This is a genomic window from Thermoplasma sp. (assembly GCF_023256435.1).
GTDB lineage: Archaea > Thermoplasmatota > Thermoplasmata > Thermoplasmatales > Thermoplasmataceae > Thermoplasma.
In genome coordinates this window covers 1-5,223 of sequence record NZ_JAGDXM010000056.1, presented here as the reverse complement: position 1 = coordinate 5,223, position 5,223 = coordinate 1, and the positions used below count along the sequence as shown (strand labels likewise).

Genomic DNA, 5,223 nt, shown 5'->3' with positions numbered 1-5,223 from the left:
TCCGGAGGATCAGATAGATAAACATATTCAGGAGATGAAGAAAAATGGTATTAAGATAGTATCCGTGACCGGAGGTGAACCAACACTCAACAAGTCTGTTGTGGATATAGTGAGAAAGCTGAAAGAAAACCACTTCTTTACCCATATAGCATCCAATGGAACGAATCCGTATGTGCTCAGAAAACTATATCCGTATCTGGATGCTGTCACGATCTCTCTCGACAGCAACATCCCTGAGGAGCATAATGAGTACAGGGGACTGAAGATATTCGATACCGTTGTTTCTACCATAAAGGAGGCAAAAAACAGCGTCAAGATCGTTACAGCCAACATGCTTGTCACAAACTTCAACTACTTCAAGGTTGGAGAAATAGCAGAATTCGCTAATAATGAACTTGGTGTTCCGCTTTCAATGTGCTTCCCCGAGCAGGATGCTTATTATTTCCAAGATTTTCAAGTGACAAACGATATGATCAGGCAAGCTTTCAGCTATGCTTATGAGAACTATCACAGGCATGTGTTCGGGAACATGCGATCCTATTATCTGGAAGCTGTAAATTATATAGATGGGAAGTCAAAGCTGCAGTGCAAGGCAGGTCAGGAAATATTCTATACAGACTACAGAGGAAAAGTGCATCCGTGCTTTGACCATGTGGAAGTTGTGTTGAATAAAAAACCTGAGTGGGAAATATATGACAATCACTGCAATCAGTGCTTCACAGAATGCTTCCTTGAGCCATCAATAGACAGAAACTTCGAGGCAGCATCGCTCATTGGAAAGATCTGGTGGTTCAACCACGTTAAGAAGAGACACATAAAATATATAGAACAAAGGAGGGTCAAGGACATTCCCTCTTAAAATACCCTCACTATCTTATAGATAATGACCTTCTCTTAGGAAAAATCTTTTGAAACCCTTTGCTTGATAATATATTAATATGCATTCTAAAAAGACGATAGCGATTATTGAATATAACAGCAGCAGATTCAGTCCAAAAACGTTGGAAACCGCGGCTTCATAGAACGAAAAATTAGGGATAAAACTTACAGAAAAACCGACTACGAGTATATCCAGAAACAAACAGCCCACGAGGTAAAAACCCCGAAGAAAATCGCCGAATATGTATTCAAGTTTTTCCCTCTGCGTAAGCTGCTTGCTTTCTTTTACTTCTTCCTCTTCCTCCTTTTCAATTATCTGCACTTGGCGCATTTGTTAGTTCCTCCTTGACAGGAGCCTCGTAAAGAAGGCATGCAACATAGTGATCTTTCTTGGCTTCTATCAGCTTTGGAATATCTGGTTCAATCATCTTGATCGCAATCGATTTTCCATCCGGTTCCCATGAAATATTCTCTATAGCTTTGTACATTATACCACGTTTGCCAAGCGATTCCTTGTCTATTATCGCCTTGACTACAGACATTATTCTATCCTTTTCCTGAACCACGTTTGAAAATCTGACATGGAGAACATTGTTATCTTCGTCAATAACGATCTTTGAGATCTCAGGTAGAGCCTCTGCTTCTGGATTCCTGAACACATCAAATGCATCTCTTATTGGCTCAGACAGATCCCTTGGAGACCATCCACAGTTTCTCATAGCCTCAGGACATCTGTTATGGAAGTAGCATCCCTTCGGTGGGTTCACTGGACTTGGTATTTCTCCTTCGAGAATGATGTGCTGTTTCTTTGTCTCAGGGTCGGGGATCGGTATGGCAGATAGCAGTGCCTTCGTATATGGGTGTAGCATCTCGGTGAACAGCGTGTGTGTCTCAGCTATCTCGGCTACCTTTCCGAGGTACATTACCATCACACGATCAGACATACTCCTTATCACGTTAAGATGATGCGAGATGAAGAGATATGTGAGATTCCTTCTCTGCTGGATCTCCTTTAGCATGTTGAGTATCTGGGCCTGCACAGAAACATCGAGCGCAGAAGTTGGCTCGTCAAGGACCAGCATATCTGGTTCGATTGATATTGCCCTTGCTATTCCTATACGCTGTCTCTGCCCGCCACTAAACTCATGGGGGAATCTATAGAGATGGTCTTCGCTTAGCCCTATCTCGTTGATAAGTTCTTTTTCCTTTTCCATTATTTCGTCCTTGCTCATCTTTGTGAGAAGTTTCATGGGCTCTGCTATGATGTCCTTTATTAGTTTTCTGGGATCCAGCGATGAAAATGGATCCTGAAAAACCGGCTGCATGTATTTCCTGTATTCTCTGATCTCCTTAGGCTTCATCTTTGTAAGCGAATACTTTTTTCTAAACGGTATTAGTTCCTCTTCTATCTGCTTTATTCTCCTCTTATCTTCTTCAGTCTTTTCCTTCTTGTGATTGAGAGAATAGTATTCCTCCTCCATCTCTATTGCTTTTCGCATTATATCCTGATCTAAATGGAAATAAACGTTGCCGTCCGTGGCCTTAGTCAGCTGGAGTATGGTTCGGCCAAGGGTTGTCTTTCCGCAACCAGTTTCACCGACGATTCCCAGCGTTTCACCTTTCCTCACGGTAAAGGTGACGTCATCCACCGCCTTGACATACCCAAGGTTCCTTCCAAGTCCATTTGGAATATCGAAATATTTCTTCAAGTGCGAGACATAAAGTATGATCTCATCTTGCATCATTCCGCCTCCTTTCTGGTTCCATTCTGATTTTCGAACAGGAAACACGCAACTTTATGACCATTACCTATATCCACAAGATTTGGTTTTTCTCTTTCGCATATATCCATCTTAAAGGGGCATCTAGGATTGAACCTGCATCCGGATGGCGGATTTATCAGGTTTGGTACAGATCCCTTTATAGATTCTAGTTTCTCAAACTTGTTAACCTTAACATCTGGTCTCGGTATGGCTTTCAGAAGGCCTACTGTATATGGGTGCTTCGGATTCTTGAATATTTCTTTAACCGGTGCCTCTTCGACTATATTGCCAGCGTACATAACAGCAACACGATGGCACATTTCAGCTATCACTGCCAAGTCATGCGTAATGAACAGTATCGATGTTTTGGTAACCCTGTTGAGATCCTTCATGATGTCAAGAATCTGAGCCTGCGTAGTAACATCAAGTGCAGTTGTTGGTTCATCCGCTATGAGAATCTTCGGATTCGACGATAAAGCCATAGCTATCATGGATCGCTGCAGCATTCCACCACTCAACTCGTGGGGATATGAATCGATAACACGATCAGGGCCTGCAATGTTAACCAGCTTAAGCAGTTCTAGTGCTCTTCTTCTGGCCTCCTTTCTAAAGGGTTCCTCTATTTTCCTTCCGATGAACCTCTTGATGAATCTGTATCCGGTAAATCTAGATCTTATATAAGATTGCACTCTCTTTATCTGGCCGCGCAGTTCATTGATCTTCAGCGCATCATTTCTGCTCTCAGCTTCAAGCAATTGAAGATTCAGATCAAATAGCATGTTGTTATACCTTTCATATTCTCTTTCCTGCTGTATATATTTCAGGTTTATCTTTGTTTTCTGCTCATCTATTATATTCCTAAGTTCCTGGATTGCGTTCTGATCGTTCCTTTCAATGATCTCTATCAGGCCATCCTCTGCCTCTGCTACTCCATAATCCTGAGACCACTGATGCACAAATCTTCTCAGATCCAAATGCTTCTTTATCTTTATTGCTTCATCGTAGAACTTCTGAATATCCTGATCTGTCATAGTCTCTCTTCTTATGATACTATCAGCGATCTCTATTTTGCTGTGCAAAAGGATGGCTTCAATGATCTGATCGCCTATTCTCATAACCGGATTCATAGATAATGAAGGCTCCTGAAATATCATAGAGATCTTATTTCCCCTTATATGGGACATTATAAAGTTGTGCCTTTTAATATAACGTTTATTTCTTTTCACCTTTACATTTGTTTCTGATTTTATGATTATCTTGGCCTGCCTGTCAAGATCTGCTAATGTATTGAAGCCATCGATGTAAATCGAGCCAGATATTATTCTACCAGGTGGATCAGGTATGAGGTCCATGATAGAGGTTGCAGTAACACTTTTGCCGCAACCGCTTTCACCCACAAGCCCAAGTATTTCACCTGGTTTTATCTCAAATGAAACCCCATCGAGAGCCTTAACAATTCCTTTGTATGTGAAGAACTGCGTGACAAGGTTAGAAACCTTCACGACGGGTTCAACTTCTTTTTCCTTAGTTTGTTCTTCCTGAATCATCCTCATCTCCTCTGTCTTGGATCAAGAACGTCTCTAAGACCGTCCCCAAGCAAACTGACTGATATTGTAAAAATCATTAGGAATATAGCAGGCACAATAACAGCCCACCATTTACCAAATATTAGATAGGTCTCACCCCAGACCATCATCCTTCCAAGCTCAGGAAGGAATGGATCTACCGGAACCACGCCTAGGAATTCAAGCGCCGCGAAAAGCTGTACCACAGTACCTATATCCAACGAGAACTGCACGAACAATGGTGAAAGTACTCCCGGAATTACATGATAGAATATATTTCTAGCTGAAGAGGAACCCGCGGCATTGGCTGCTTCAATAAAATTCATATTTTTGATAGACAAAGTCAGAGATCTACCTAGCCTGGCGTATATTGGCCACCAGACTATGATGAAGGCAAGCGCAATATTTGTGAATGTCAAACCTATAATGAAAGCTATAGCCAATGCAAGAATAAGAGCAGGTATGCTGAAGAATATATCAGTTATTCTCATCATCGCCTCATCGATCAGGCCGCCATAGTAAGCGGATACGGTGCCGAGTATGAGCCCTATCAATGCGCCCGTCAGAACTATCTCAACGGAAAGCGTCAGGTCTACCTTCAAGGCAGCCAGCATATCAGGGAGTATAGGTATGCCGTATTCCGTGGTGCCCAACCAATAATACCAGCCATGCGCCAATGTTGGTGGAGTGACCAGGGTAGCACTGGGATAATACGCTTTACCATGAAGAAACGCCAGCGCATCGCTGAGATTTGACACGCCGAGCCATTTCGGATCTATATAATCTATTATTGCTATGACGAAATACGCAAGCGTTATGATCAAACCGGCGAAAGCTATCCTGTTATGCACTATTAATTTAAGAGTGAACAAGAAATCTTCGAGCCTTGCCGATCTCTTTTTTTCTTCTTTCCGCTTTGTTCTGAATACCTCGACTTCTGCCATATACTGCACCTCAATACCTTATCCTCGGATCAAGGAAGGCATATACAACATCTACGATAAGATTTGCAAATA

General features: G+C 42.0%; 5 protein-coding genes and 1 pseudogene. 1 reads left to right on the top strand and 5 read right to left on the bottom strand.

Annotation, left to right across the window (positions count from 1 at the left end; all coding sequences use genetic code 11):
- The coding region (locus tag Q0C15_RS07575; RefSeq protein ID WP_297218010.1) for a radical SAM protein at window positions 1-859 on the top strand (859 nt) is incomplete at its 5' end.
- Window positions 860-874: 15 nt separating this feature from the next.
- On the opposite strand, the gene Q0C15_RS07570 is transcribed toward Q0C15_RS07575, so the two are convergent.
- The 5 genes and pseudogenes from Q0C15_RS07570 to Q0C15_RS07555 all read right to left on the bottom strand — a co-directional run bounded on the left by Q0C15_RS07570 (window position 875) and on the right by Q0C15_RS07555 (window position 5,151).
- Complete coding sequence (locus Q0C15_RS07570) at window positions 875-1,210, bottom strand: hypothetical protein (protein WP_297218006.1); 336 nt, start codon at window positions 1,208-1,210, stop codon at window positions 875-877.
- The gene (locus tag Q0C15_RS07565) at window positions 1,188-2,621 is read right to left on the bottom strand and encodes an ABC transporter ATP-binding protein (protein WP_297218003.1); all 1,434 of its coding nucleotides are present in this window, start codon (window positions 2,619-2,621) and stop codon (window positions 1,188-1,190) included. The genes Q0C15_RS07570 and Q0C15_RS07565 overlap by 23 nt, the downstream gene beginning before the upstream one ends.
- Window positions 2,621-3,421: an ABC transporter ATP-binding protein gene (locus Q0C15_RS08025; RefSeq protein ID WP_367181993.1), complete on the bottom strand. Its 801-nt coding sequence runs from the start codon at window positions 3,419-3,421 to the stop codon at window positions 2,621-2,623. The genes Q0C15_RS07565 and Q0C15_RS08025 overlap by 1 nt, the downstream gene beginning before the upstream one ends.
- Before the next feature lie 270 nt (window positions 3,422-3,691).
- Window positions 3,692-4,189 (bottom strand): annotated as a pseudogene (locus Q0C15_RS08020) (ATP-binding cassette domain-containing protein); the annotation flags it as partial.
- A gap of 2 nt (window positions 4,190-4,191) precedes the next feature.
- Window positions 4,192-5,151: an ABC transporter permease gene (locus Q0C15_RS07555; protein ID WP_297217997.1), complete on the bottom strand. Its 960-nt coding sequence runs from the start codon at window positions 5,149-5,151 to the stop codon at window positions 4,192-4,194.
- Between the last annotated feature and the right edge of the window lie 72 nt (window positions 5,152-5,223).